This window comes from Alteromonas sp. HB246098 (assembly GCF_054890645.1).
In genome coordinates this window covers 85,418-107,189 of the sequence record NZ_JBTZUG010000001.1, presented here as the reverse complement: position 1 = coordinate 107,189, position 21,772 = coordinate 85,418, and the positions used below count along the sequence as shown (strand labels likewise).

At 43.7% G+C, this 21,772-nt stretch carries 19 protein-coding genes; 12 read left to right on the top strand and 7 right to left on the bottom strand.

The genetic code is table 11. The features are described from left to right. Positions 1-40 precede the first annotated feature (40 nt). Positions 41-2,077, top strand: coding sequence for an NAD-dependent DNA ligase LigA (ligA, locus tag ACYTPF_RS00420; RefSeq protein ID WP_461850806.1), 2,037 nt, complete (start codon positions 41-43; stop codon positions 2,075-2,077). Positions 2,078-2,293: 216 nt separating this feature from the next. Here ligA and ACYTPF_RS00415 read toward each other — a convergent pair whose 3' ends face one another. Continuing rightward, positions 2,294-2,821, bottom strand: a complete 528-nt coding sequence (locus tag ACYTPF_RS00415; protein ID WP_179983377.1) for a DUF2062 domain-containing protein — start codon at positions 2,819-2,821, stop codon at positions 2,294-2,296. A 210-nt stretch (positions 2,822-3,031) separates the two neighbouring features. On the opposite strand from ACYTPF_RS00415, the gene ACYTPF_RS00410 reads away from it, so the two are divergent. From ACYTPF_RS00410 to ACYTPF_RS00385, 6 genes are all read left to right on the top strand, one after another. Beyond that, complete coding sequence (locus ACYTPF_RS00410; RefSeq protein ID WP_461850805.1) at positions 3,032-5,617, top strand: DNA internalization-related competence protein ComEC/Rec2; 2,586 nt, start codon at positions 3,032-3,034, stop codon at positions 5,615-5,617. 291 nt (positions 5,618-5,908) lie between these two features. Then, a complete protein-coding gene (msbA, locus tag ACYTPF_RS00405; RefSeq protein WP_461850804.1) occupies positions 5,909-7,657 on the top strand; it encodes a lipid A export permease/ATP-binding protein MsbA in 1,749 nt (582 codons plus the stop codon). Further along, complete coding sequence (gene lpxK, locus ACYTPF_RS00400; protein WP_461850803.1) at positions 7,654-8,685, top strand: tetraacyldisaccharide 4'-kinase; 1,032 nt, start codon at positions 7,654-7,656, stop codon at positions 8,683-8,685. The genes msbA and lpxK overlap by 4 nt, the downstream gene beginning before the upstream one ends. 5 nt (positions 8,686-8,690) lie before the next feature. After that, the gene (locus ACYTPF_RS00395) at positions 8,691-8,885 is read left to right on the top strand and encodes a Trm112 family protein (protein ID WP_461850802.1); all 195 of its coding nucleotides are present in this window, start codon (positions 8,691-8,693) and stop codon (positions 8,883-8,885) included. A 42-nt stretch (positions 8,886-8,927) separates the two neighbouring features. Next, positions 8,928-9,677, top strand: coding sequence for a 3-deoxy-manno-octulosonate cytidylyltransferase (kdsB, locus tag ACYTPF_RS00390; RefSeq protein WP_179983382.1), 750 nt, complete (start codon positions 8,928-8,930; stop codon positions 9,675-9,677). A gap of 131 nt (positions 9,678-9,808) precedes the next feature. After that, a complete protein-coding gene (locus tag ACYTPF_RS00385; protein ID WP_461850801.1) occupies positions 9,809-10,468 on the top strand; it encodes an SDR family oxidoreductase in 660 nt (219 codons plus the stop codon). Positions 10,469-10,607: 139 nt separating this feature from the next. Here the strand turns inward: ACYTPF_RS00385 and ACYTPF_RS00380 are convergent, their stop codons facing one another. Together ACYTPF_RS00380 and rimO are read right to left on the bottom strand one after the other, a co-directional pair. Further along, positions 10,608-11,420 (bottom strand): substrate-binding periplasmic protein, encoded by an 813-nt coding sequence (locus ACYTPF_RS00380; RefSeq protein WP_461850800.1) that lies wholly within the window; start codon positions 11,418-11,420, stop codon positions 10,608-10,610. 162 nt (positions 11,421-11,582) lie between these two features. Next, positions 11,583-13,037 carry a 30S ribosomal protein S12 methylthiotransferase RimO gene (rimO, locus tag ACYTPF_RS00375; protein WP_461850799.1) on the bottom strand — a complete coding sequence of 485 codons (1,455 nt, stop codon included), beginning with the start codon at positions 13,035-13,037 and terminating at the stop codon, positions 11,583-11,585. 306 nt (positions 13,038-13,343) lie between these two features. Between rimO and ACYTPF_RS00370 the strand changes: the two genes are divergently transcribed. Beyond that, complete coding sequence (locus tag ACYTPF_RS00370; RefSeq protein ID WP_461850798.1) at positions 13,344-13,814, top strand: DUF2919 family protein; 471 nt, start codon at positions 13,344-13,346, stop codon at positions 13,812-13,814. 124 nt (positions 13,815-13,938) lie between these two features. Here the strand turns inward: ACYTPF_RS00370 and ACYTPF_RS00365 are convergent, their stop codons facing one another. Then, entirely contained in the window at positions 13,939-14,352 is a 414-nt protein-coding gene (locus ACYTPF_RS00365) for a hypothetical protein (RefSeq protein ID WP_461850797.1), read from the bottom strand. 111 nt (positions 14,353-14,463) lie between these two features. Next, complete coding sequence (gene tcdA, locus ACYTPF_RS00360) at positions 14,464-15,240, bottom strand: tRNA cyclic N6-threonylcarbamoyladenosine(37) synthase TcdA (RefSeq protein WP_014949437.1); 777 nt, start codon at positions 15,238-15,240, stop codon at positions 14,464-14,466. Positions 15,241-15,458: 218 nt separating this feature from the next. On the opposite strand from tcdA, the gene ACYTPF_RS00355 reads away from it, so the two are divergent. The 4 genes from ACYTPF_RS00355 to ACYTPF_RS00340 all read left to right on the top strand — a co-directional run bounded on the left by ACYTPF_RS00355 (position 15,459) and on the right by ACYTPF_RS00340 (position 19,652). Continuing rightward, entirely contained in the window at positions 15,459-16,424 is a 966-nt protein-coding gene (locus ACYTPF_RS00355; RefSeq protein ID WP_461850796.1) for a glutathione S-transferase family protein, read from the top strand. Between the two features lie 84 nt (positions 16,425-16,508). Then, complete coding sequence (locus tag ACYTPF_RS00350; protein ID WP_461850795.1) at positions 16,509-17,372, top strand: pirin family protein; 864 nt, start codon at positions 16,509-16,511, stop codon at positions 17,370-17,372. Between the two features lie 115 nt (positions 17,373-17,487). After that, the gene (locus tag ACYTPF_RS00345) at positions 17,488-17,991 is read left to right on the top strand and encodes a GNAT family N-acetyltransferase (RefSeq protein WP_461850794.1); all 504 of its coding nucleotides are present in this window, start codon (positions 17,488-17,490) and stop codon (positions 17,989-17,991) included. A gap of 206 nt (positions 17,992-18,197) precedes the next feature. Then, positions 18,198-19,652 carry a phosphohexomutase domain-containing protein gene (locus tag ACYTPF_RS00340; protein ID WP_461850793.1) on the top strand — a complete coding sequence of 485 codons (1,455 nt, stop codon included), beginning with the start codon at positions 18,198-18,200 and terminating at the stop codon, positions 19,650-19,652. A gap of 196 nt (positions 19,653-19,848) precedes the next feature. Here ACYTPF_RS00340 and ACYTPF_RS00335 read toward each other — a convergent pair whose 3' ends face one another. Together ACYTPF_RS00335 and ACYTPF_RS00330 are read right to left on the bottom strand one after the other, a co-directional pair. Next, positions 19,849-20,271: a DUF3429 domain-containing protein gene (locus ACYTPF_RS00335; protein WP_461850792.1), complete on the bottom strand. Its 423-nt coding sequence runs from the start codon at positions 20,269-20,271 to the stop codon at positions 19,849-19,851. Positions 20,272-20,369: 98 nt separating this feature from the next. Further along, the gene (locus ACYTPF_RS00330) at positions 20,370-21,647 is read right to left on the bottom strand and encodes a citrate synthase (protein WP_461850791.1); all 1,278 of its coding nucleotides are present in this window, start codon (positions 21,645-21,647) and stop codon (positions 20,370-20,372) included. Positions 21,648-21,772: the final 125 nt, after the last annotated feature.

The following is a 21,772-nucleotide window of genomic DNA, read 5'->3' as shown; positions in this document are numbered from 1 at the left end:
GTAAAACTTTTAATTATTTATACGGCGTGAAAACAACTCCATGTCAGACTCTTTAGAACAAGCAAAGCAACAAGTTGCTCAACTTCGCAACACGTTAAATGAATACAATTACCAGTACTATGTACTAGACGACCCTTCGGTTCCCGATGCCGTTTATGATAGAGATATGCAGGCGCTAATAGCGCTTGAAAAACAATATCCTGAGTTACATAGTCCAAATTCACCAAGTCAAAAGGTGGGAGGTGCTGCGCTTTCTGCATTTGAGCAAGTTACACACGACGTGCCTATGCTGTCGCTAGATAACGCTTTCGATGAAGAGTCTCTATTGGCATTTGAGAAGCGCTTAAAAGACAGGCTTAAAGATACTGCTACTTTGGACTTTAGCTGTGAGCCTAAGTTAGATGGTTTAGCCGTGAGTATTTTGTACGAAAACGGTGAATTAGTTCGCGCTGCAACGCGGGGCGATGGTCAGGTAGGCGAAAACATCACTGCTAACGTGCGTACTATTTCAAATGTACCTTTAACCCTTCGCGGCGATCACTATCCAGACCGCGTCGAGGTTCGTGGTGAAGTGTTTATGCCGCGAGATGGCTTTGCAAAATTAAACGAACATCAAAAAGAAACGGGCGGTAAGGTCTTTGCCAATCCGCGCAATGCCGCAGCCGGAAGTTTGCGTCAGTTAGACTCGAAAATCACCGCTAAACGCCCACTGATGTTTTATGCTTATTCACTAGGCGTAGTACAACCAGAAAGCTTTGATTTACCTTCAACCCACAGTGCGCGACTTGCACAATTGGGTAAATGGGGGCTGCCACTATGTCCAGATATCGACACAGCAGAAGGCGGTAAGGGTTGTTTAAATTACTACAATCATATCCTGGAAAAGCGCGACAACTTGCCATATGACATTGATGGCGTCGTCTTTAAGGTAGACCGCATTGAATTGCAAAACACCCTTGGTTTTGTAGCCCGAGCACCGCGTTGGGCGATTGCACAGAAATTTCCTGCGCAAGAGGAAGTAACCAAACTGGTGGACGTTGAGTTTCAAGTAGGCAGAACTGGGGCAATTACACCGGTAGCGCGCTTAGAGCCTGTTTTTGTAGGTGGCGTAACCGTATCAAATGCCACACTACATAATCAGGATGAAATCTCCCGATTGGGCGTTAAAGTTGGCGACACTGTTGTTATTCGTCGCGCCGGTGATGTTATTCCTCAGGTAGTTTCTGTGGTTGAAGCAAATCGCACGGGTAGTGAAACTGACATTAGTTTCCCAAGCCAGTGCCCTGTGTGTGACTCGCAGGTTGAAAAGCTTGAGGATGAAGCAGTCGCTCGCTGTACTGGTGGGTTAATTTGTGCAGCGCAACGCAAACAGGCGCTCAAACATTTTGCCTCGCGCAAAGCGTTTGATATAGATGGTCTGGGCGATAAGCTTGTTGATCAATTAGTAGATGCTGATCTTGTGCACAGCCCCGCAGATTTCTTTACCCTGGCTTTAGGTGACGTTATTGGCTTAGAGCGTATGGCTGAGAAGTCTGCAAGCAAGCTTTTGGCATCTTTAGAAGCATCAAAACAGACCACCCTTGCCAAATTCCTATACGCATTGGGGATCCGTGAAGTAGGTGAAGCGACAGCGGCAAACTTAGCTGCGCATTTTGAAACCTTAGAAGCGATTCGTGAAGCTTCATTAGAAGCTTTAGTAGAAGTGCAGGATGTGGGCGAGGTGGTAGCTACCCATATATTCAACTTCTTTAACGAGTCGCATAACACCGATGTGATTGACGCACTTCTAAATGAAGGAATCAATTGGCCCGCCATTGAAAAGCCTGATTCGGGTAACTTGCCTCTCGAAGGTAAAACCTGCGTTATAACCGGTACGCTTAGTGAAATGGGGCGTTCAGATGCTAAAGCGCGGCTACAGTTACTTGGTGCTAAGGTGGCGGGATCAGTGAGTAAGAACACTGACTTCCTAGTTGCAGGTGAGAAGGCAGGGTCTAAATTAACCAAGGCACAAGAGCTTGATGTAGACGTGTGGGATGAAGCTGCGTTGGTTGCCTTCCTCGCTGAGCATGAAAAATAGACCTGTGCACTAAACGCTAAGAATGCAGTTAGGCAGAAGCCCCTTAGATAGTGAGCCTCGGCCTAACGCAGTTCAAGTGCAAAACACAGGAACTCTTAAGTCTCACTTCCGATAAAAACCAAAAAAAACGCCACAATGAGATGTGGCGTTTTTTATGTCTTATCGAAAGCAAATGCTGCTATTTACTCTTGCTGAAATTTGCTCTACGGGGTTTTGTTATTGAGCCGTCTGATTACGCATTTGTCTGCGTCTTTCCCACGCTTTTTTCACTTGAAAGCGCCATACCCAGTTTAAGGAAAAGTAACCTGCCAATCCGAAAACCACAGAGCAAATACCACAACCAACCAAAAAAGCGGGCCCTATGGTGTTAATGCTTTCTACCACCCACTGCCAGCTAAACTGGAATTCAAAATGCTCAGGTTTGGTCCCAAGTACAGTAGTACCCACTTTGTAAGCCCCATAAAATATAGGGGGAATGGTAAATGGATTTGTTACCCAGACTGTTGCGACAGACAAGGGAAGGTTTGCTCGAAAAGGGATAGCTAAACCTGCAGAAAGCCACATTTGAAACGGCACAGGCCAAAAGGCAAAAAACAAGCCTATGCCAAACGCGCCAGATGCAGAGCGACGGTTCAGGTGCCATAAATTAGGTTCGTGCAATACGCTACCAAATATTTTTAACGCTTTGTTTTGCTTAATGCTTTGGTGATCTGGCAAAAAACGTCGAATAAATTTCTTAGGCATAAATATCAATGCATCTCGAAAATAAAATCAAAAAAGACAGAAAAAATAACAGCAAACGGGATTGCGCAGCACGGTTTTGCACTAGCAACGTTTACTCACTGTCAATTGCTACGTGAAAACATGGTCAATCGTATCACAATTTGCCTAAGCTGTTTTTGCGTTGGCGCAATAAGTGCGGTTTTATGGCAAAAACTTCCAAGTACCCACACCATGGCATTGATGATTGCCATATTGGTGATAGCTATTGTTGTCATCTTACTGTTTTCTTTAAAAAAACCTAGGTCCAATAAGACCATTTTTGATGTACAGCTATGTTGTGCAGTGAGCGGCTTAATACTCGGCGTACTGTGGGTGGCGAGTGTAGGGCATTTTTACTACGCTTGGCAACTGCCCAAGGGTAAAATTCAACAAGATGTCACAATATCGGGGCGAGTTTTATCGCAGGGATGTGTTTCTAATAAAAGTAATAACTCAGAGGCCGCTTTTCATTATGTAGTAAGCATTACGTCGGTAAATGGCGAGAGCGTCGCAACATTTTTAGATGATGGCGCAGTGCCAAAACCCCTGAATGCTGTTTTATCTTACGCTTTCAACTTTAGAGCTCGCCTTGCTCACAAGCAATACAAGTATTTAAGTGACAATGTTGAGCGAGTGCAACGCTCACAACGTGGTTTAGATGATGTAAAGCAGCACGTCACATCGCAAGCGTCAGAAAAGTCTGTCGGACTTAAATGTTTGCACAATGGCGACACGTTTACAGCGGTTGTTAAACTTAAGCCTGCATACGGTACGGCCAATCCCGTTGGAGCAAGCCGCCAGCAGCAGCTGGTTAGTCAGTTTATTCATGTCACTGGATATATTAAATCTATAGAGCACGATAAAACCACGCATGAGCATTCGTTGCGCTATGACCTTTCGACAATGCTAGAAGCGCAGAATCTCAATAACCTCAATTGGTGGCGGGCGCTACTGCTTGGCGATAAGACTGGGTTTACAAAAGACAACTGGGCGCTGTTACAACGCACAGGTACCGGGCACATATTTAGTATATCCGGTATGCACTTATCACTTATTGCCGGGGTATGCTTGTTAGCTTTTAACCCGATAATTTTCATACTTAGACACGTTGTCGATATATTCGGTAGTGTGCATTACTTCTTAGCCAGCATAACAAGCCTAGAATTAAAGACAGTAAATCGAGAGAGCAAAACTAATCGACGTTTAAAGTTATTAACTGTTAAAGCGCCGATTAGAACCATAGTGCTTTGCTTGCTTGTAGTTATTTGTTTTTTTTATGCGCTGTTAAGCGGAAGTGCCTTGCCCGTTGTGCGAGCCTGGGTTCTTGTAGCTATTGGCTGCGTATTGTCGCTTTCACGTAATGCATGGAGGCCAATAAATATTGCGTTAGCTATGCTGGCGTTAAGTTTGCTGCTTTTCCCGCTTTCTATGTTAAGTGCAAGCTTTTACTTAAGCGTAGGTGCAGTGGTGTGTATTTGGTTTTTAGTGACCACATGGGGGCTACAGCGCTCACCTTGGTATGTGTCGCTAATAAAGCTGCAAATAGCGCTAACGCTTATAATGATGCCGCTAACACTCATCTGGTTTGATAGTGCAAGTATTATTGCGCTAATAGCAAACTTGATTGCCTTACCCGTTATAACTTTGTTGCTGCCCGTTTGTTTACTCTCTCTATTGCTGCTTCATTTTATTCATTTCGGCACAGTCCAAGAATTGGCAAGCGCACTATTTCAAACAAGTGATACCTGTTTGGGGTATTTATTGTCATTTCTAAACCTGCTTAGTGGCTTTTCATTAAGTGCAGTTGATGTTCACCAGGGTAATGGCGCTACGCTCTGTTTGCTTGCTGCTGTTGTTATTTTTCTGTTGCCTGCATGGCGCTACAAAAAAGTATGTATCCTAATTTTGTCCATACCTTTTTTTAGTTTCATTCAAAAATGGTCACCCGTTAATGAGGAGCCTTGGACCCTTCACGTTTTTGATGCTGGCCAAGCTAGCGCGATCGCTATTACAAGAGGGAGTAGAGCAATCATTATTGATTCTGGTGCTCAGTTTGAGGGTATTGCTCGCACCGCGACCGCACACCTGCTTCCATTTCTGGAAGGTACACATGTTTCAAGCATCGATGTTGTTATTCATACACATAGTGATAACGACCACGCGGGAGGTTTATCTGCGGTTAAACTTCATAGTTTGGCAGCACACGCCAGCTTTCATTCGCCTACCGCGGGATGCGAGAGAGGCAAGCGTGTTTATTGGCAGAATTTGACCGTCGAATTTTTATGGCCGCCAAAGGGCAATAAGCAAGACAATAATGCCATGTCCTGTGTGGTTAAAGTTTCTGGTCAGTCTGGCAGCGTTCTTATACCCGGTGATATTGAAAAGGCGAGCGAGTACGCCCTGATCACACGTGAAATACAAGAGATTTCAGCAAAAGAAAGCGCGTTAATACCAAGCTTTTCAAATTTAAGTGCTGATATTCTTATTGCGCCCCATCACGGTAGTAAGACCTCATCTACTGATGTCTTTATAGAGCATGTTGCACCAAGGGCTGTGATCTTTACCCAAGGTTTCGAGAATCGCTGGCAGTTTCCAGCAAGTGAAGTGGCTAGGCGATACAAGTATCATAAAGTAAAGCAGTATTTAACCAGTTACCACGGCTATGCTAGGGCAACGTTTACCCAGGGCAGTTATCACATAGATACCCAGCGATATACTTTGCATAAGCGCTGGTATTTGAGAGGCATTAACCCGCGACATTTAGAAGCACAACCCTAGCTCATCAATAACTAGCACTTCAAAAGCCGGCACCTCAAAAGCTGGTACTTCAACACCCTGTAAATAGTAAAAAGCCATTCCTGCATTCCCACGCTTTGCTAGAAACCTTGCCAGCGCCTTCTGGTAGGGCAATTACCTATGAGGGTTGGTATTATAGTGAAGTGACCACACATTGTTCAGTTAGTTGGCAGACTAACCAATTTTGCCTCTATATTAGTGAATTAGAGTGAGAACGAGTACAATACTCTTAACGCGTTTTCGTTAACGTTTTAAACAGGTTAAAAAAACTACATGCAACAAGCCGACAACTCGGATTATCAAATTAAGCGCTTTTTACAGTATCTGAAAGCGTACAAAGTGCCTTTTGTGTTTGCCATTATCGGTATGATTGGTTATTCCGCGGTAGATACTTTTGTATTTTCACAGCTACAGCCAATGATTGATGAGTCCCTAGGTAATAACGATAAAGATTATCTTCGGATGGCTGCGTACGCCATAGTTCCATTGTTCCTATTGCGCGGCGTGTTTAATTTCTTAGGCAGCTATACATTAAACTGGATTGGTGCCCAAGTTGTTATGCGCATGCGCCAACAGCTGTTCGATAAATACATCCATTTACCCGTGTCATTTCACGATAATCATGCAGTTGGCGGGCTTATAAGTAAGGTCACTTATGATACTGAGCAAGTAGCTAACGCTTCTGGTAAAGCTTTGTTAACGCTTGTCAGAGAAGGCGCGCTGGTTATTGGTTTGCTATGTGTTATGTTCTATTACTCATGGCAGCTTTCACTTATTTTTCTTTTGATTGGCCCAATCGTTGCGGTGGTTGTATCTATTGTCAGTAAACGTTTTCGCATCGTTAGTAAAAGCATACAAAAATCAATGGGCAACCTTACGTCGTCAGTAGAGCAGGCGGTAAAAGGTCACAAAGTTGTGATCATGTTTGGCGGCCAAGAAATAGAGCAGAAGCGCTTTAAACAGAAAAATAATCACAATCGCCAGCAGTCGATGAAGCTTCATGTGACCTCTATATTAAGCGTATCGTCAATTCAGGTTATTGCATCAATAGCGCTTGCTGTTGTTCTGTTTATAGCCAGTACGCCGGGCATGCTAGAAAAGCTAACTGCTGGTGTATTTATCAACGTCGTATTTTGCATGGTAATGCTGCTGAAGCCTCTAAAACAGCTCACTACCATTAACAACCAATTCCAAAAAGGTATGGCAGCCTGCGCCAGTATTTTTGAAATTCTCGATGAGGCAGACGAAGAAGATAAAGGGAAAACCAAAGTAGAGCGCGCAATAGGAAAAATTGAATTCGACGACGTTACGTTCTCTTATCCAGGAAAACAGACGCCCGCGTTATCTAATGTGAGCTTTACCGCTAACCCAGGGCAGTCGATTGCTTTGGTAGGGCGTTCGGGAAGTGGTAAATCGACCATCTCATCGTTACTCACGCGCTTTTACGTACCGCAAGAAGGTGAAATACGTCTAGACGGCAAGCCGCTTAACGACGTTGATTTGAAAAACCTGCGAGCTCAGTTTGCTGTCGTTTCACAAAATGTGACGCTATTTAACGATTCTATTGCAAATAATATCGCCTATGGCGCGCGCGAGAATGTATCTCGAAAAGACATTGAGAATGCCGCTAAGATGGCGCATGTTGAAGAGTTCTTATCGAATCTACCTGATGGTTTAGATACGGTCATCGGTGAAAATGGCCTAATGCTATCGGGTGGTCAGCGACAGCGTATTGCTATTGCTCGGGCCATCCTTGCCGAAGCACCCATTTTGATTTTGGACGAAGCGACTTCTGCCCTTGATACTGAGTCTGAGCGCTTAATTCAAGATGCGCTGGAAACGCTGCAAAAACGTTGTACCAGTATTGTTGTGGCGCACCGGTTGTCTACCATCGAAAATGCAGACTGCATTATGGTGGTTGAGCAAGGCCGCATTCTAGAGAAAGGCAAACACAATGAGTTACTTGAAAAAGGCGGTCATTACGCACAGCTGCACGCACTGCAATTTGGTGAGGCTAAGTGAGTCAATTGCAAAGTAAAACCAAGCACGATAAATGGTATTATGGCCATCCATTAGTGTGGCTTCTCTCACCGCTTGCGCTGTTGTTTTACTTTGTCTCAGCACTTCGACGTTTATTATTCAAGGTAGGCCTTAAAAAAGCTTACAAAGCGAGTGCGCCTGTTATTGTAGTTGGCAATATTTCGGTAGGTGGAAACGGTAAAACTCCGGTCGTATTGGCGCTAGCCGATTACTATCAAAAACAAGGCGCAAAGGTTGGTATTTTAAGTCGCGGGTATGGCGCTAAGTCACCGTTTTATCCTCGATTAGTTAACGGCGAGGATGATGCTTCTGAAGTAGGCGACGAGCCCCGCTTATTAGCTATAAGAAGCCAGTGTGATGTAGTTATCGACCCAGTGCGTGCGCGCGGAGCCGCTTACTTAGGTGACGAGTTGCAATGTGATTTAATTATCTGTGATGATGGCCTTCAGCATTACGCGCTTCATCGCGATGTTGAAGTTGTGGTAATGGATGACAGAAAAGTGGGAAGCGGCTTTTTGTTACCAATGGGGCCACTACGTGAAGGGCAATGGCGTTTAAATACCGTTGATGCGGTAATCCATAATAGCCGTTCAATGCCAACATTCAATAATGCCGTAGCGCCTCAATATTTGATGACGTTAGTCGCAGGGGATTTTACCTCTGTGGCTAACAGAGTGAAAACCACAACGCTTGAAGAGATTAAAAAAGTGCCGTGCAGCGCAATTGCTGGTATCGGTTCTCCCCAGCGCTTTTTTTCTCAACTTAGAGAAATGGGTATTCAACTTTCTTCTGCCACTCCATTGGCTGATCATCATGCTATAACGCCTTCAGATATACCCAATGGCAGAGTGTTAATGACGGAAAAAGATGCGGTAAAAGCGGCATCCTTCGCCCACGACGATTGCTGGTTTTTACCCGTTACTGCTCATTTGGCGCCAGATTTTTTTAATTTAGTAAACGTAAAACTTGCCAAAGCAGGTTTAAAGATTCACCAAAACGGACAGGAATAATAACAATGGCCTTTGATAAGAAGCTTTTAGAAGTTTTGGCTTGCCCAGTGTGTAAGGGAAAATTAGTACTTAGTGAAGACAGCACTCAGTTAATTTGCCGATTCGACAGGTTGGCTTTTGATATTAAAGATGGCATCCCTGTACTTATCGAAAGTAAAGCAACTGCATTGTCGTTAGACGAAGTAGACGCAACGCGCTAATAAAACGTTTAGTTAAGTGGTAAGTAGGGGCAAATAAAAGTTATGTCATTTACAGTTGTGATACCCGCTCGGTATGGCTCAAGCCGTTTTCCAGGCAAACCTTTAGCGTTAATAGGCGGTAAACCAATGATTCAACACGTCGTCGAGCGTGCTAAGGAGGCTGGCGCCGATACCATCATAGTGGCAACCGACGATGAGCGCATTCAAAACGTAGTGGCTGGTTTTGCCAAAGTCTGTATGACGTCAGTTAATCATCAATCGGGAACAGAGCGTATTGCTGAGGTTGTCGAAAAAGAAGGCATTGACAGCGCTACTATCGTGGTGAATGTACAGGGTGACGAACCCTTTATACCTGCAGAAAATATCAGACAGGTTGCCGACAACCTTGCTAATGCGCCTCAGTGTCAAATGGCTACACTGTCTACGCCAATCGAAAGTGTTGAAGACGTATTTAATCCAAATATCGTAAAGGTATTGGTGAATGAAAAGGGAGAGTCAATCTACTTCTCGCGTTCTCCCATTCCCTTTGAACGGGATCATATGATGGCGAACCCACAATCTGCAAACACGTCGCTGTACAAACGCCACATAGGTATTTATGCCTACCGCGCTCAATACATTAAGCAATATGTGGCGTATGCACCTAGTTCGCTCGAACAGATAGAGTCATTAGAACAGCTACGTGCTATATGGTATGGCGATAAAATTCACTGTGAAGTTGCGATAGCGCCACCTCCGGTTGGAATTGATACACCAGAAGATCTAGAACGGCTTTTGAAGACTATAAAATAACGAGAAATGAGTGCAGAAATAGGGCTTAGGACTTATTAGTATTGAGCGATAAACCCTAACGAATCAGCCAGTTCTTGTGAAAGGTTAATGAAACCTTTTTAAAGCATACACATTGTAACAAGGGAACCGTTATGAACGTAGTAATTACCGGTGGCAATAGAGGCATAGGCCTTGCGCTTACCAAGCAATATAAAGCACGTGGCGCAAAGGTTTATGCCACATGTCGTAATAGCTGTGATGAGTTAAACAGTGCAGGTGTGACCATTATCAAAGGTGTGGATGTATCTCAGCCTGAGACATTGGCTGAAAAACTTGCTCCTTTAATGGATATCAACATTGATTTGCTCATCAACAATGCTGGTGTACTTGGACGTGAAAGTCTTGATGACTGGGACCCAAACACTATCGACTACCAGTTTCGCGTTAATGCGATGGGCCCACTTCTTGTTACTCAAACACTGCTGCCTGCAATGGCGCAGTACAGTAAAATTGCGTTAATCACCAGTCGCATGGGGTCAATGGCTGACAATGGTTCAGGCGGTTATTACGGCTATCGAATGTCTAAAGCTGCGCTAAATGCAGCGGGTGTTTCTATGGCCAATGACTTAAAGCCTCAAGGAATTGCCGTAGGTATCTTCCACCCTGGATTCGTGCAGACTGAAATGGTAAATGGAGCAGGGGATATCGACGCTGATACGTGCGCCGAACGTTTGTCGCAAAGAATAGATGAGCTAAATGTATCTAACGCCGGTCGCTTTATACATTCAAATGGTGAAGTATTGCCTTGGTAAGCTCATTGCTAGCTTCCCACGAACTTAAACGTAAACGAATTAAAATAAAAGAGTGCTTATAACTAAGCGCTCTTTTATCTTAGCCTTTAATTTTTCTATTTTACCTTTCAACTATGTTTTTGTATTGAGTCGTAGATTGCTACCGCGTTAAATTATATGTGTTAATAATCTGTTCAATAGACCCGTCCTTCAAACGAGCGCTAAGGGCATCATTAAACTCTGGGAATAGCGACGCACATTTTGATTTGGCAGAGATAGCAAAATGTACATTGTTTGATGATATAGCCGACTGACTCAATTGCATGCCATCGTTCTCTGGTGCGTTCAAGTGGCTTAGTGCTGCGCTTTGTGGTGAAACAGCGTAGTCAGCACGATGACGACGTATCATTTCATACATCTTGTCGTGATCTTTAACTTCGATAATTTTCAAGTTTGACCTAATGCTATCAAACTTTTCACCTAAGCTTATACCTCGTGGCATTACACCAATATATTGCGTTAGTGCGTTAAGCGAAATTTCAGTACCTCGTGTTTGCACCAATGAGGGCGAGAGCACAAGGTATACCTCATCTGTTGCGAATGATGCGGTGATAAGCCACTTTCGACTTCGGGCTTCGTTCCAATAGTTTCCCGCCAGAATATCAAGTTCACCCGCGTCGAGTTTAGATTCAATGCGTTTCCATGGTAATCCGGTTTCTATTTTTAGTGTGACGCCCAAATCCTGCGATAATAGCGTTAAAACGTCAAACGCTATCCCCGTGGCTTTTAATTTTCCATCAAACTCGTTAAAGGCGTAAGGAAACCACTGCTGTGCTCCCGCGGTTCGTAAAGCTTTACACTCTGTGTTGGCAAGTGCACTAGGACTGAACACACTGGTCAAAATGAGTAATATCCTAAACGACAAGATGTAGTGAGATACATGTTTCGATTTGGAGTAGGGGAACGTTGCCATATTTTATTTACGTACCACAGAAGATGGCGTTGATTGTGTTACTTATTTAATTGTGTATAAGCCGCTTTATACATAAAACCCTATCGACTGGCAATTAGCCGATAGGGTAACAGAAGTAACGAATAAATGAGTTGTTAGTAGAGACCGCTTTTGAACCGGAAGTTACAGCACGGAATCAGTGCCTTCGTCTTCTTCATCTTGATCTTCAGACAGTACAGCCCACACGTCGTGTTCGTTAGCGTGAATAACTTCAGCCCATACACGATCGCCCGGTTTTACGTCATAAACACCGTTTAAGTGAACCAGGCCGTCAACTTCTGGCGCATCTGCGTAAGTACGACCAACTGCTCCTTCTGCATCGACACTGTCAATAACAACTTGATATTCGTTACCGATTCTAGCTTGTAAACGAGCTTGGCTTATCTCACCCTGTACTTCCATAAAGCGCGCAAGGCGCGCTTGTTTTATATCTTCTGGTACTGGGTCAGGCAGGTCGTTTGCTCTTGCTCCTTCAACGGGTGAATATGCAAATGCGCCAACGCGATCAAGCTGGGCCTCACGAAGGAAATCCAATAGTTCTTCAAACTCTTCTTCTGTTTCGCCCGGAAAGCCAACAATAAATGTGGAACGAATGACAAGCGATGGGCACTGCTCGCGCCATTTCTTAACACGTTCAAGAACGCGTTCGGCACTGCCTGGACGCTTCATTAATTTGAGGATGCGTTTATTGGCGTGTTGGAAGGGAATATCCAAGTATGGAAGAATTTTTCCTTCGTTCATTAGCGGTATTAGGTCATCAACGTGTGGGTAGGGGTATACATAGTGTAAACGGACCCAAATACCCATTTCACCAAGCTTTTCACACAGTTGCTGCATGTGTGCTTTAACAGGCATGCCGTTCCAGAACCCCGTTCTGTGCTTAACATCAACACCATAAGCGCTTGTATCTTGTGAAATAACCAATAATTCTTTCACGCCCGCTTCTTTTAGACGCTTGGCTTCATCAAGCACGTTGCCCACTGGGCGGCTGACAAGGTCGCCACGCATAGAAGGGATAATGCAGAACGTGCAACGGTGGTTACATCCTTCTGAAATTTTCAGGTACGCATAGTGACGCGGCGTTAATTTTACACCATGGTCAGGAATGAGGTCTTCAAACGGGTTGTGCTGTGGTTTTGGAAGATGATCGTGTACTTGTTCCACTACCGTTTCGTAGGCATGAGGGCCGGTAATCGCTAACACGTTCGGGTGAAGCTCTCTAATTTCGTCCTCTTTAACACCTAGGCAGCCAGTCACGATAACTTTACCGTTTTCTTTAAGTGCTTCACCGATGGTATCTAGCGACTCTTCAACTGCCGCATCAATGAAGCCACACGTATTAACGATAACGAGATCAGCATCGTTATAGGTAGGGACGACGTCATAACCCTCGGTGCGAAGTTGAGTAAGAATACGCTCAGAATCAACTAAGTTCTTAGGGCAACCTAAGCTAACAAAACCAATTCTGCTGCCATTGCTTTGCTGCGAAGGTTTGTCTTCACTTAATACCTTCACTGGCGTTTCTAGCGTGGTGGTTTTATTTACTACTTTGTTTGGATTAAACGTTTCTACTGTCATCTAAAATATCACCTGGAAAATGACTGAGCTTAAAATGGCCGCGGATTATACAGGAAAACCCGCGTAGACGCAGTATATATGTTTAGCGTTAACGATATAAGTTGTTAGCGCATACTTAGAGTAGCGCGTCGGAAAACGTTTTTGGGGGGTATGAAAATTAAAAGCGACAGATTATACGGTTAAAGCAACAACAAGAAGGTTTAAAAAAGCGTTGTCTACCCCCACTTTAGTCACTTCTTAGAGATAAATAACATCAGGACTTATGGTGTTCTGAAGATTCAAAGTTGCAAACATAGAAGTGAAAATATGCTCAAATTACCGCTAGCTTTTTATGATGAGTCAGGGAGAATACTACCGCCACGTTGGCTCTATAGCGTGCTTATTCTTCTTTGCATAGATTGGTTAGCGTTTATATTTTCTCTAGCTTCTCGTACTCAAACCAGTGAACTACTCGCATTTTTTTACCCGCAAAAAGAAAGCTTGGGTTTAGGGCTAGCAGCCAGTTTACCCGTGTTAATGGCTTTGGTTTTAGTTAGTCAGCGTGAACGTTTGTGGAAAAAAGAGTATTTAGCTTGGCGAAAATGGGTTATACCACTGGCTCAGTTGGGTGTACTGGCACTCTTAAGCGTTCAGCTATATTACACAATGCACCATCACTGGGGGTTTGAAACTATTACGGGCGTGAAAATCGTTTTTTACAGCATAGCTTTATATGCTATTTCCAAGAGTCGCCACTTGAAGTGGATGGTAGAGGATTGGGAGACGCCCAATCCCTGAAAGTATGGTTCCCCAGAGCTAATACCGAAAGATGCGTTAACCGAGAGAAGCGTCATCCGAGAGAGCCAGCAGCCGTGCAACTTAATTATACTGGAAGTTGATTAACTACAAGGCCGATAGACATTTAGTGACTACCTAAGTGATTGCCCAGCGCTTGTTCATAATAAGAATTAACGCTTATTTGACTGTCATTGACCAGCCGTTCATAGCAAATACCTGCTAATGCGTAGGTATTTTCACCAACCTTCAAAAATACGGCTGGCGTTTTTGGATTAGACTGATCGTAAACCCACTCGCCATCTAACTGTGCTTTTAAAATTTCGCCGACATAAGCGCCGAAGATATTGCAAATAGTGAAGACAGCTTCATCTTCTAACGCTAAATCGTGATATTTATCTACGAAACTAAGTAAAATGTCGTCCACCAGTGCTACGCTAGCGGGTGAGTGGTCGAGTACAATATCGAACTCATCAGCTGCTGTTACCACAGCGTCCTTCGCGCAATCTGCCATTAATTTATTGAGTTCATCAGGTGACATGTTGTTCTCCTTCTCACCGATACTTTTGTTATAACACGCTAACGCTTAAAAAGTCGTTAAGACAAGGTGTTATAAGTTTTTGACTATTGTGCGCAAGTTATCGGCCAAAGTCTATTTTTGTCCAGTTAATCTATTAATTACACTTGCAGCAGCGAACATACCAAATGTGGCGGTTACCGTTACTACAGCACCAAACCCGCCTGCACAGTCTAGTCGTGTACCGCCTTCCATCGCAGACTTATTGTAGCAAACCGAACCGTCTGGCTGTGGATAGCGCAATTGCTCTGTAGAATAAATACATTCGACCCCGAAGCGGCGTTTTGGGTTTTTACTAAAATTATAGTTACGTCTAAGCTCACTGCGTAGCTTAGCTGCTAGGGGGTCTTGTGTTGTTTTAGCTAAATCGCCTTTAGTGACTTGAGTTGGGTCTATCTGACCGCCCGCACCGCCAACCGTAACAATGGGAATTTTGTTGCGTTTACAGTGAGCTATCATCGCCGCTTTAGCGCGAATACTGTCAGTGGCATCGACTACAGCGTGCATTTCTTTGGTTAAAAGCGTGGCCGTATTTTCTGGAGTGACAAAATCCTCAATACAATTCACTTTGCAAGCAGGATTTATCAAGTGAATTCTCGATGCAATGGCGTCGACCTTTGCTTCTCCTATGGTATTGGAAAGCGCGTGAATTTGACGATTTGTATTAGTTACGCAAACATCGTCTAAATCAATAAGGGTTATAGTGCCAATGCCCGAACGAGCTAGTGCTTCTGCAGTCCAACTTCCCACACCGCCAATGCCGACTACAGCCACATGACTGTTGGCTAAATTATTAGTTTGCTGTGCGCCATACAAACGCACAATACCGCCTAAACGTGGATCATCAGACATGTTTCACTTCACTTAAAAAATAAACTAACAAAGGCGTGTGCTAACGTTAAAACGTACAAACACGCTAGCAGGGCGCGCATCATCTCAAAAGTGAACACTAAAGATCAATACACTCCAGTTTTTTCGAATAATAAATCCGATTTTAAGCAACATACGTTCTACCCATTACATGTTTAAATGAAACCACTGTTTAGTGATATATTAAAAAGGGAGCGCGTATGGGCTTACTCGTTGATGGGAAGTGGCAAGATAAATGGTATGACACCAGTAAAAGCGGTGGCAAATTCGAACGTCAAGCATCTAAGTTTCGTGACACAATTAACAAAAGCGGCGAAGCAACTTTCCCAGCTGAGTCAGACCGCTATCACCTTTATGTTTCGTTAGCTTGTCCTTGGGCACACAGAGCGCTCATATTTAGAAAGTTAAAGGGATTGGAGGCGCATATTGATGTTTCGGTGGTACACCCTGAGATGCTTGATCAAGGCTGGGAGTTTAAAGATTATCCAGGATCAACGGGAGATAAGCTTTATAACTTTGATTATGCGCATCAAATTTATACTAAGGCAGAACCTGAGATAACCACTCGTGTCACTGTTCCAATCCTTTGGGATAAACAAACCGAAACCATCGTGAATAACGAATCTGCGGAGATTATTCGTATTTTTAATAGTGGGTTTAACTCACTTACTAATAATGACGACGATTATTACCCAGAAGCGTTACGCGAAGAAATCGATACCATCAATAACATGGTATATCACGACATAAATAATGGCGTGTACAAAGCTGGATTTGCTACAACGCAAGAGGCCTATGAAGAGGCAGTTACTGCATTGTTTGACTCGCTTGACAGGGTTGAGGAAAGGTTGAGTAAACAGCGTTACTTAGTTGGCAATCAAATTACAGAAGCTGACTGGCGTTTATTTACTACGCTCATTCGCTTTGACGCTGTTTATCATGGGCATTTTAAATGCAACAAAAAGCAGATTGCGGACTATCCAAATATTTACGGGTATATGAAAGAGCTTTATCAAGTACCGGGTGTTGCAGAAACAGTGAACTTCGATCATATCAAAAGGCACTATTACTACAGCCACACTATGATAAATCCAACCCAGGTAATCCCCGTCGGGCCAGAGCAAGATCTTATGTCGCCTCACGGTCGCGATAAAATGGGACGTTGAAGCACCCAAGATCGGTAATACAAAAAGCTAAACGTGAAGCTCGTAAAAGATAGTGAAGGCTAAGATTAAAGGTAGATACACATTATGTCAGTGGAAGTGAGTGAACTAAAATCGATAGAGAAAGTGGTTACAGGTATGCCAACAAGTGATGGCGCGGGGGTGTCGCTTACTCGTATTATCGGACAACCTGATCTACCTCGCCTCGATCCCTTTTTAATGTTGGATTTTTTTGGTTCAGATAATCCAGGTGAATACATTGCTGGTTTTCCACCACATCCTCACCGTGGTTTTCAGACAGTTACTTATATGCTTGCAGGAAAAATGCGCCATAAAGACTCTGTAGGCAATGAGGGAGTTATTGATGCTGGTGGCATTCAATGGATGAATGCGGGTCGAGGCATAATACATGAAGAAATGCCTGAGCAGGAGGAGGGCTTGTTACAAGGCTTTCAGCTGTGGGTGAATCTTCCGGCCGAAGAGAAAATGTCAACGCCGAACTATCAAGACATACAGCCAGATAGTGTTCCGACAGTACACATTCAAGATGCAGTAATCAAAGTGTTAGCGGGTGAAATTGACGGTGTGAAAGGGCCTGTGAAAACAACGGCGGTTGCTCCTACTTTTTTAGACGTTGCACTACGAAGCGGGAGTTCGGAAATTGCACTGGGTTCGGATGAAGCTGCCTTTATTTATGTGTATGAGGGAATCGTGGTCATTAATAGCGACGAACTTAGCAAAGAAACAATTGTGTCGCAGGGAGAGCTGGGTGTTTTGTCACAAAGTGGCAAGCAGCTATCTGTATCCGCTGATACGGGTTGTAAGTTTATAGTGGTCTCAGGTAAACCTATTGAAGAGCCTGTGGTCCAATATGGACCTTTTGTAATGAACACTCAGCAGGAAATTGTTCAGGCATTTAACGATTACCAAAGCGGTTCATTAGCAAAGTAGATAAAAGGTTTGCCTGTTTTGATTCGACTATGGGTAATTATCTATGTGGACTGTGATTAGACTGGGCTTTTAATCAATTCCTCTTCATTAGGTTCAGCAAGGAGTAGCACTGCCAATGCATTTTGAAAGCGTCGCCGAAAAACACGTGCTAACACTTTTAGAATTTGAGCGTATTAATAAACGCTATTTTGAAATGTCTATAGCACCAAGAGAGGCGGCGTTTTATTCAATAGATGGTGTTGGCAATCACGTTAGTGAGTTTCGCTACTTAAAACAACAGAAAAGAGCATGGGGCTATGTGCTTGTTGACAGGCAGCGAAACAACCAGGTCGTAGCCCGTGCTAATATCAAAAATAGACAAGGCAACAGGGCGGAAATTGGCTATAGAGTTGCCGAAAAAGAATGCGGTAAGGGCATAGCTTCTCGCTGCGTTTTATTTTTGATAGATGAGGCCAAAAGCATGGGCATCACAACGCTTTGTGCTGAAGTCATGGATAACAATCCTGCTTCTGAAAAAGTACTTATAAAAAGTGGCTTTAATCCTACACTATGTTTTTATCGCAAGTATCAGCATCAAGGTGTTCTGTATAACAGTACCCACTTTGAACTTTCGCTTTAGGTTCACTGATTAACAAGGTGATAGGCAAACGCTGTGTTATTCAAATTGAAATAGTATTTCACTCTTCCTAATGATTTAATACCAGTATCGTTAAATACATGTTTTCTTCTCTTTTGCGATAAATATAAAGGGCGGTATGCCCCTTTAGGTCGTAAGAGGCGGTAATGTAATCATAAATAGTTAAAACACAGGGAATTTCTATCCAAATGGCGACCCCAATTACCTGCTTTAAAGCGTACGATATCCGTGGCGAATTGAATTCACAGTTAACTGAAGAGGTAGCTTACCGAATTGGTTATGCTTTTGCGCAAGAGCTTGCAGCAAAGACTGTTGTTGTTGGCAGCGATGTACGTCTTACTTCTACTCCGCTGAAACTTGCGTTAAGCGCAGGTCTTATCGATGCTGGAGCTACTGTTACCGACATTGGCATGGCAGGAACCGAAGAAATTTACTTTGCTACCAAACATCTTGGCGTTGACGGTGGTATTGAAGTAACTGCTAGTCACAACCCTATCAACTATAACGGTATGAAACTGGTGAAAGCAGGCTCTGTGCCTATCAGCGGAGACACAGGCCTTAACGCGATTAAAGAAAAAGCAGAAGCGTTAGAGGACAGCTTTGAGAGGTTAGGGCATTATACGAATGGCGTTAAGATTGACGCTGATGCGTTTTTCAACGGTACTGCTCATGTAGATGAAGTAAAGCTTTCACAAAGCGATAAATACACTGTGAAATCGTGCATGACGGACTATGTTTCGCACATGCTATCTTATGTCAATCTGAGTAATTTTACGCCTTTAAAGGTAGTGGTTAATGCCGGTAACGGTGCGGCTGGGCCTGCACTTGACGCAATTGAGAAAGAAATGAAAGTGCAGGGTGTACCGATTGAATTCATTAAAGTACATCACAACGCAGATGGCACTTTTCCAAATGGTATACCAAACCCTCTTTTACCTGAAAATCGTGCAGACACAGCTGACGCGGTTAAATCATCAGGTGCTGATTTCGGTATTGCATGGGATGGTGACTTCGACCGCTGCTTCTTGTTTGATGCAGACGGTGAATTTATTGAAGGTTATTACATTGTTGGCTTGCTTGCTGAAGCTTTTATCGAGAAAAATGCCGACAGCAAAATCATTTATGACCCACGCGTGTACTGGAACACAGAAGATATCGTAGCGAATGCAGGCGGTACACCGATTAAATCTAAAACAGGCCATGCGTTTATTAAAGAACGTATGCGTAAAGAAGACGCCGTTTACGGCGGAGAAATGAGCGCGCATCACTACTTTAGAGATTTTGCCTACTGTGACTCGGGCATGATCCCTTGGTTATTAATTGCTGAATTGGTATGTGTGAAAAAACAAACGCTCGCAAGTATGGTAAAAGAACGTATTCAGGCGTTCCCATCATCAGGCGAAATTAACAGTAAACTTAAAGATGCTGACGCGGCACTTGAACGTGTAACCAGTAAGTATCAACCTCTCGCGACCGTTATCGACACAACTGACGGATTAGGATTAGAATTCGATACATGGCGCTTCAACTTGCGTAAATCGAACACTGAACCAGTTATCCGATTGAATGTTGAAAGCAAAGGCGACATCGCGCTGATGGAACAAAAAACAGAAGAGTTACTTTCACTTATACGCGCTGAATAATTACCTTGCGCTTCTGAAAATACTGTAAGGTAAAAGAACTAAGGCGATAATAATGCTTCATTATTATCGCCTTTTTTACTTGTGAAGAAATTGGTGGAATTGATAATACTATCAGTGGCTTAAAGGTTTCATTTGCTGGTTATGCGTAACGGTAAATTGGCCGTTTCCGAGCACACATGCGACATCTATACGGTACCTATACCAGTAAATAAATCATCCAGGCGTGACAGATAACCACAACGCTAGTCAAGCCCATACGCAAACTGATATAACTGACAATCTGCTCTTTAGGAAGGCTTAGCGTGAACTTGTCATAGATTAATATTGCAACGTAGCTAAGTGACAATACGCCAAAAGCTTTTACATCATGTGAGAATACTAAACACAGCCACCCTACAATTGTTGGCAACATTGCGATAAGCATTTGCTTGCCATAGCGTTGGTTACTTACTGCGTCCCACCAATGAATACCTCCAAAGAAAGATAACAACACAGCTGAGTACTGCACAAAGTAAACAGCACTTTGCGTTAGTGATAACAAATTAAGCTGATAGGCTAGTGGCATTGCTAGAAAAGGAATAAGACCGGCGATACCTAAAAAAACCGCAGAATAGGGCATGGATGTTCCTTGACGATAGTTGTATAAACAAAAATAGCGCCATGAAGGCGCTATTTTTACTATTAAGCGTAATACTTAGTTCAGTGTTACCTGAATAATTACTTAATCGGCGTGTACTTACGCTGGCTGTGGCCAGTGTAAAGCTGACGAGGACGACCGATCTTCTGTTTAGGGTCGCTCATCATTTCATGCCAGTGTGAAATCCAGCCTACTGTACGAGACAGAGCGAAGATACACGTAAACATGTTGGTAGGAATACCAATTGCCTTAAGAACGATACCTGAGTAGAAATCTACGTTAGGGAACAATTTCTTCTCTGCGAAGTACGGGTCGCTCAACGCAATTTTTTCAAGTTCCATTGCTACTTCAAGTAGTGGATCTTTAACGTTAAGTTCGCTTAGTACTTCGTGGCAGCTTTCACGCATTACTGTGGCACGAGGGTCGTGGTTTTTGTAAACGCGGTGACCAAAGCCCATAAGACGGAACGGGTCGCTCTTGTCTTTTGCACGAGCAATAAACTCTGGAATGCGGTCTACAGTACCGATTTCTTCAAGCATGTTCAGACACGCTTCGTTGGCGCCGCCGTGAGCAGGGCCCCAAAGTGATGCAACACCTGCAGCAATACATGCATATGGGTTTGCACCAGATGAACCAGCAAGACGAACGGTAGACGTTGAAGCATTTTGCTCGTGGTCAGCATGAAGAGTAAAGATACGGTCCATCGCGCGCTCAACAGCTGGGCTGATTTGATACTCTTCTGCAGGAACAGAAAACATCATGTTCAGGAAGTTAGCTGCGTAGCTAAGGTCATTACGTGGGTAAACGAATGGTTGACCGATGTTGTACTTGTAGCACATAGCAACAAGCGTTGGCATCTTAGCGATTAGACGGTGTGCGCTGCGAATGCGCTGCTCTTCATTAGAAACGTCTAAATCACTGTGATAGAACGAAGACATAGCGCCAACGGTACCGCATAGCATAGCCATAGGGTGCGCGTCGTTGCGGAAACCGTGGAAGAACATGTTAATTTGTTCATGTACCATGGTGTGACGAGTAATCGTCTCTTTGAATTCTTCGTACTGTTCTTTTGTTGGTGCATCACCGTGAAGAAGCATGTGACAAACTTCTAAGTAGTCTGCGTCACGCGCTAATTCTTCAATAGGGAAACCGCGGTGTAATAACACACCTTGAGCGCCATCAATGTAGGTAATTGAAGACTCGCAAGATCCTGTCGCCATAAAACCTGGGTCGTACGTGAAATAACCGTGTTGGCCTAACGTACGGACATCGATTACATCTTGTCCTTCAGTGCCAGACAAGATAGGAAGCTCGATTTCCTTACCGCCGGCTTTAAGAATGGCTTTCTGATCTGCCATAAAATGCTCTCCTCAGAATGGTTCTGTTTGCAGCGAAAACGGACGAAAATATCCGCTTCGGTGGGAAAAGTGGGCGTATTTGTACTTTATTATGCACCACCAAGTCAATTTAATTGCATATTTGA

Coding starts and splice junctions, on each gene's coding strand:
- ACYTPF_RS00410 (WP_461850805.1), top strand. CDS start 3,032: ATGGCATTGATGATTGCCATATTGGTGATAGCTATTGTTGTCATCTTA.
- ligA (WP_461850806.1), top strand. CDS start 41: ATGTCAGACTCTTTAGAACAAGCAAAGCAACAAGTTGCTCAACTTCGC.
- ACYTPF_RS00385 (WP_461850801.1), top strand. CDS start 9,809: ATGAACGTAGTAATTACCGGTGGCAATAGAGGCATAGGCCTTGCGCTT.
- ACYTPF_RS00380 (WP_461850800.1), bottom strand. CDS start 11,420: ATGGCAACGTTCCCCTACTCCAAATCGAAACATGTATCTCACTACATC.
- rimO (WP_461850799.1), bottom strand. CDS start 13,037: ATGACAGTAGAAACGTTTAATCCAAACAAAGTAGTAAATAAAACCACC.
- ACYTPF_RS00335 (WP_461850792.1), bottom strand. CDS start 20,271: ATGCCCTATTCTGCGGTTTTTTTAGGTATCGCCGGTCTTATTCCTTTT.
- ACYTPF_RS00365 (WP_461850797.1), bottom strand. CDS start 14,352: ATGTCACCTGATGAACTCAATAAATTAATGGCAGATTGCGCGAAGGAC.
- msbA (WP_461850804.1), top strand. CDS start 5,909: ATGCAACAAGCCGACAACTCGGATTATCAAATTAAGCGCTTTTTACAG.
- ACYTPF_RS00330 (WP_461850791.1), bottom strand. CDS start 21,647: ATGGCAGATCAGAAAGCCATTCTTAAAGCCGGCGGTAAGGAAATCGAG.
- ACYTPF_RS00370 (WP_461850798.1), top strand. CDS start 13,344: ATGCTCAAATTACCGCTAGCTTTTTATGATGAGTCAGGGAGAATACTA.
- tcdA (WP_014949437.1), bottom strand. CDS start 15,240: ATGTCTGATGATCCACGTTTAGGCGGTATTGTGCGTTTGTATGGCGCA.
- ACYTPF_RS00345 (WP_461850794.1), top strand. CDS start 17,488: ATGCATTTTGAAAGCGTCGCCGAAAAACACGTGCTAACACTTTTAGAA.
- ACYTPF_RS00395 (WP_461850802.1), top strand. CDS start 8,691: ATGGCCTTTGATAAGAAGCTTTTAGAAGTTTTGGCTTGCCCAGTGTGT.
- ACYTPF_RS00415 (WP_179983377.1), bottom strand. CDS start 2,821: ATGCCTAAGAAATTTATTCGACGTTTTTTGCCAGATCACCAAAGCATT.
- ACYTPF_RS00340 (WP_461850793.1), top strand. CDS start 18,198: ATGGCGACCCCAATTACCTGCTTTAAAGCGTACGATATCCGTGGCGAA.
- ACYTPF_RS00350 (WP_461850795.1), top strand. CDS start 16,509: ATGTCAGTGGAAGTGAGTGAACTAAAATCGATAGAGAAAGTGGTTACA.
- ACYTPF_RS00355 (WP_461850796.1), top strand. CDS start 15,459: ATGGGCTTACTCGTTGATGGGAAGTGGCAAGATAAATGGTATGACACC.
- kdsB (WP_179983382.1), top strand. CDS start 8,928: ATGTCATTTACAGTTGTGATACCCGCTCGGTATGGCTCAAGCCGTTTT.